The organism is Paraclostridium benzoelyticum (assembly GCF_001006285.1).
Classification (GTDB): Bacteria; Bacillota; Clostridia; order Peptostreptococcales; family Peptostreptococcaceae; genus Paraclostridium; species Paraclostridium benzoelyticum.
Genome location: NZ_LBBT01000267.1, coordinates 1 through 5,478, shown reverse-complemented (window position 1 = coordinate 5,478; position 5,478 = coordinate 1). Strand labels below are relative to the sequence as shown.

The 5,478-nt window shown below is 23.6% G+C and carries 5 protein-coding genes; all 5 read right to left on the bottom strand.

Annotation, left to right across the window (positions count from 1 at the left end):
* Positions 1 to 86 precede the first annotated feature (86 nt).
* On the bottom strand, positions 87 to 1,847 hold the full coding sequence (locus VN21_RS17935; RefSeq protein ID WP_052952074.1) for an O-antigen ligase family protein: 1,761 nt from the start codon (positions 1,845 to 1,847) through the stop codon (positions 87 to 89).
* Positions 1,848 to 1,874: 27 nt separating this feature from the next.
* The gene (locus VN21_RS13605) at positions 1,875 to 2,528 is read right to left on the bottom strand and encodes a sugar transferase (protein WP_084822178.1); all 654 of its coding nucleotides are present in this window, start codon (positions 2,526 to 2,528) and stop codon (positions 1,875 to 1,877) included.
* A 241-nt stretch (positions 2,529 to 2,769) separates the two neighbouring features.
* Positions 2,770 to 4,059 carry a glycosyltransferase family 4 protein gene (locus VN21_RS13600; RefSeq protein WP_046823733.1) on the bottom strand — a complete coding sequence of 430 codons (1,290 nt, stop codon included), beginning with the start codon at positions 4,057 to 4,059 and terminating at the stop codon, positions 2,770 to 2,772.
* Between the two features lie 27 nt (positions 4,060 to 4,086).
* On the bottom strand, positions 4,087 to 5,088 hold the full coding sequence (locus VN21_RS13595) for a glycosyltransferase (protein ID WP_052952073.1): 1,002 nt from the start codon (positions 5,086 to 5,088) through the stop codon (positions 4,087 to 4,089).
* Positions 5,089 to 5,148: 60 nt separating this feature from the next.
* On the bottom strand, positions 5,149 to 5,478 hold a 330-nt coding region (locus tag VN21_RS18990; RefSeq protein ID WP_046823732.1), incomplete at its 5' end, for a hypothetical protein.

The following is a 5,478-nucleotide window of genomic DNA, read 5'->3' as shown; positions in this document are numbered from 1 at the left end:
TTTTTTATTATAAAATATTTTTGAATTCACTCCACCCGAAGGAAATACATGTACTTTTTCTTTATTTATCTTATATTTTTTAATCACTATATTTTTGGAAATACATGTACTTTTTCTTTATTTATCTTATATTTTTTAATCACTATATTTTTATAATATTCAGATGGAACTATTATACTTTCAGCTAAAGGTAAAAGATTACCTGTAACTTTATCTAAGATTTTTTCAATACTATTTCTAGGATTAATATCACTGCCATGTATATTTATACATACTTTTGTTTTTGGTTTTATTTTCTTTAAAATTAATATAGGTATTGCATTGTGAGAAATATAGTGTACATATATGCATTTATAATTTTTTATTGTTCCTTTAACTATTACACATACATAATGTTTTATATAAATATATATTTTTTTAAACTTTCCTGTGGTTTTTTTTATTACAATTTGCTCTGTGCTATATCCTTGCTTATTTAGAATTTTCTTTGTATTTTTTACAAATATTCCAAAACTTGGATTTTTTTTATTAGGGTACATATTTGAAACAAGCAATATATCTTTCTCATACTTACTTCTATCTTTAAATTTATAATTAGGATTACTAAATACTAATCCGCATGTCACTATAGCTAACATACTTCCCGACATAGCAGAGTAAAATATATGTCCGCTCAGAAATCCTAAAAACATTATACTAATAAATGCTATAGTATATTTGAATCTTTCTTTTTTTAATGAATAGTTTTTTATAAATGCTTCTATGAAATATCCATAAACCAATATAACACCTATAATTCCATATCCAAAAACTATATCAAAAAAATCCATTTCTATAGACTTCAAAACTCCTGGGTTATATTCAGAACTAAGTCCACTTGCTATTATACGATTTTTTACATACTCTCCATATCCAAATATAAGCGTCATTATTTTATGATTAGATTCAACAAAATAAACATATATTATTGATAAAAATTCATTTCTTCCACTTAAAATAGCATATAGTATAGATCCTCCATCTATGCTATATAAGTATAATTGCCTATTTATAAATTCACTTATTAAATTAGGACATATAAATATCAATATAATTAATGATCCTAGAATTGCAATAATCATAAAATTTCTAAATTTTTGTCTATTTTCCTTATCTATAAATGATTTGATTAAATAGATTATAGATATAATCATAGGAATAATCATACCAGTTTTAGATCCAATCGATAAAAGAGAAATTCCTACCAACAATAAAATTGATAAATTTTTTAGACTAAAATTATTATATAACTTATCTATTGCAAATATAAATAAAATAGACACAACAATACTAAGTTCATTATTAGAATAAAAAAACCCCTTGCTCCCAAGACCTCCAGCATATACATTAGAACCTAAGTTTAATATCATTGGGATAATTAAAAAACTTGGAAACAAAATTAAATTATAGTTAATTATTTTTTCTATTAATTTTAATCCTTCATCTCTATTTCTTACACAGTTTCTAAAACTCTCTATAAGAACCACTATAAATAAAAACTTACTAATTCCTATAATTTCACTTTTTATACCTAAAATTTCATCAAATCTAATTGTATTTATTAAGCCTATTATAAGCATATATATAAAAACTACATAAATATATATATTTCTATAAGACTTATTCCCTTTGTTAGCATAATAAAAAAATATTGTTAGCATTATGGCTCTGTATATTGATGATATACTAATATCATAATTTTTAATTAAAAATCCATTAAAGCTATCTATAATAGCTAAATAAGCTAATGTGAAAAAAAATAAATTTCTGTATACATTATACTTTCCGTTTAAAACTTTATTTGTCATATTTACCCTCTTAATCCTCTTTTTATATTATGATGCATTTTTATCTCCTAATAATGCAGGTATAGTTTTTAAAATCAATTTTAAATCTAAATATATACTTCTATCTTTTATATATTTCAAGTCTAAGTCTACCCATTCATCAAATCCAATTTCATTTCTTCCACTAACTTGCCATATACATGTTAATCCTGGTTTTACTAGTAACCTTTGCATTTGATATTCATTATACTGTTCAACTTCTCTAGGGATAGGTGGTCTAGGTCCTACTAAACTCATATCTCCTTTGATCACATTAATTAATTGAGGTAATTCATCTAAACTAGTTTTTCTAATAAAACGTCCTACTTTAGTAATTCTAGGATCATCTTTTATTTTAAATACTGGACCATCCATTTCATTATTTTTCATAATATCACTTAAAATATTTTCTGCATTGTAAACCATAGATCTAAATTTATACATTTCAAATAACTTTCCATTTTTTCCATTTCTCTGTTGTTTAAAAAAAACTTTACCTTTAGGATCTTCTATCTTTATAGCAATAGCTATTATTATCATTACAGGACTGAGTATAATAATTCCTATACACGATAAAATTATATCAATAAATCTTTTTACGAAATAATAGCCTTTATTTTTATCATCAGCGATACTATATTTATAATTTATGTTTTTTTCCATCTTAACCTCCATATTTGTTTTTACTTATGATATTACAATATTTTAAATTATACGCTAAATTTATTATAATTTCAATATTTGCTATAGTTACTAATTTGTTATTTTAATTATGTGTAGTTTTTTATTTTTATATTAACGGCATTGTATACATATTCTGTATATATATAGAAAAAGGATCAAAATTAATATATGTACATATATTAATTTTGATCCTTTTTTATAGCTTAATAAAATGTTATTTCTATCGTTTTCCTATTAACCTTTTTAGATAATAGTTATATTCAATTAATGAAGGAAAACTATTAAATATTTTTATTTTTTTTACTCTTCTATTAATTTCTCTTATAAATTTCATATCATTGTAATAATTAGAAGTTTTAAATTCTGGTGCAACTTCTTTATTCTCTACAATATTTTTAATTAAAATAAACCATTCACAACATATTTTGTATATATCGAACTCATCTCTAACAAAATTTTCTGCATTATTCCCCATATAATTATTTAATTCATTATCTAAAAGTAGGTTTATAATTTCTTTTTCTAAGTCTTTTTTACTTTTTATTAATATTCCTGTTTTTTTATTTTTTACAGTATTAATCAATCCAAACTTATTTTTTGTTACAACAGGAACTCTTACCGATTGAAATTCTATAGCACTTATACAAAAAGTCTCTCCTTTTCCAGTTGGATTTACAACTCCTACTTTAGACTTAGCTATTACATCTAATTTTTCCGCTTGGCTTAGTACCCCTAAAAACTTTATATTGTCTTTTATATTCCCATTTTCATCTAAAAATGGATTAATAAATTTATCCTCATACCTAGAGTCAGCAATTTTATATTTACCAAGTTTAGCATTTTTATTATATAAATTTCCTCCACCTATAATATACAATTTTGAGTCTGGAACCTTTTGTTCTATACTACTCCAAACCTCTGCTAATTTGTGAAATCCTTTAGCTGGAGTTATTGCTCCCATATAGGAAACAATATTATCTTTTTCAGCTACATCTATATTTTCATATTTATATAATTTAAAGTCTAAGGCGTTATATATATATGTTGATTTATGAAAAATATCATGGTCTCTTAGCCTATCATATTGTTCTTTACTAACACAAATATTCTTAACTAGGTATTCACATTCCATTGCATATTTTAAAGACTTCTTCGTTTCAAAATTATGAGACCACATTGCACTTGGTTGTTTAACTTCATCAATAAGTCTAAATATTTTCTCATTCTCTGTTGGCCCTTTAAATATAAATAAATCTAAATTAATTTTTTTAGACTTATTTATAGCACATTCTATGTTTTCACACTCTATATTTTTTAAAATACTAGGTAATGTATCAATATTATTAGCTAATATATATACTTCTAATTTTTTACCATATATTTTTTTTAGGTAATAACTAATTGTCCAAATCATATATTCAGACCCACCAATCCCTGGGTTTCCATTTTCAGGATTAGAATAATCAATATTTCTTGTATTTTTATTTTCTAAGTAAAAACCGACCTTCATTTATACCACCTTCTTTTTACTAATTGTTTATCTTAAACTTTTCAGGATGTTTTTCAATTTATTTTCCACTTTTTTTAAAAAATAATACATCTTTGGATTTTTTATCTGTAATCTCATACTTTTATCAATACCTATATCTGTGTTCTTTAAATCCTTAATTATATCCGTCCTGCCTATATCTATCGATTCAACTTTTAAACTATCATGATATTTTATTGAGGTTGAGTATAGTTGCCTTATATTTTTTATTAGTCTCTCTCTGCAGTTATCTTCAATTATCAATTTGTTTTCGTTATAAAAATTATATGATTCTTTAGCTACAGTATATATACCAATAAAATTTTTTTCACTTAATTTTGTAGTCATTATGGAGTTTTTTCTTATCCTTCTATAAAAAAATTTTTTAGGCACATACATAACTCTTTCTGCCAATATAAATGATTTCAAACTATGCAACTCATCTTCGTGTATAATACCTTCATAAAATGATAATTTATTAGATAATAAAAATTCAGTGTTATAGAAATTTAACCATACAGGTACTCTATATCCTCTATTATTCCACGAATAAAAATAAAATTCATTACCGTTCATAACATATGATTTTAGTAGTTTTTCTCTATTATATATGTTTTTTACCACATCTATTGTTGTATTTTCAAAAAATACATCAGCATCAAATGTTAAAATATCCAAGTTTTCTTTTTTAGCTAAATCATAACAATATTTCATAGTGTCTAAACCAATATAGTCATCACTATCTAAAAAATATATATACTCTCCTCTTGCGTGCTGAATACCTGTGTTTCTAGCAGCACTCACCCCTTTATTTTTTTGGTTAATAACTTTTATAAAATCGTATTTAGATTCATAACCCTTTAATATCTCCAAGCTTTGATCTGTAGAACCATCATTTATGGCTATAATCTCTATAGAGTCTAAAGTTTGATTTATAGCACTTTCAATACTCTGTTCTAAATATGCTTCCACGTTATAAACAGGTATAATTATGCTTACCTTTTTGCTCATTTTCTCACTCCTAATCCTGAGTACATCACTAAATATTATACTCTTTTAAGCTTTATAATTTTATTGTTTTTCATTAAAAATAAGTTTTGTTATAAATGTATTTTCAATAAATTTAAAAACACAAGTACTTATGATAATTGTTAATACAGCGGATATAAATCCATTAATCATAATATATTTATTTGAAATTGCATATACAAGCTTTGAAATACACGATCCAATAACTGGTTCGTGTAAAATAAATATATAAAAAGAGTATTTGCCTAAAAAATTTAATATTTTACTGTTTTTTATATATAAACTTATATAATAATAAGCTACTACACTTATAGGCCATAAAAAAAATGTAGTTCCTATTTCGTATACTTTATAGCTTTTATTAACTGTTAA

Excerpts from the sequence above, each read along its gene's own strand:
- VN21_RS17935 (WP_052952074.1), bottom strand. The coding sequence starts at position 1,847 with ATGACAAATAAAGTTTTAAACGGAAAGTATAATGTATACAGAAATTTA.
- VN21_RS13600 (WP_046823733.1), bottom strand. The coding sequence starts at position 4,059 with ATGAAGGTCGGTTTTTACTTAGAAAATAAAAATACAAGAAATATTGAT.
- VN21_RS13605 (WP_084822178.1), bottom strand. The coding sequence starts at position 2,528 with ATGGAAAAAAACATAAATTATAAATATAGTATCGCTGATGATAAAAAT.
- VN21_RS13595 (WP_052952073.1), bottom strand. The coding sequence starts at position 5,088 with ATGAGCAAAAAGGTAAGCATAATTATACCTGTTTATAACGTGGAAGCA.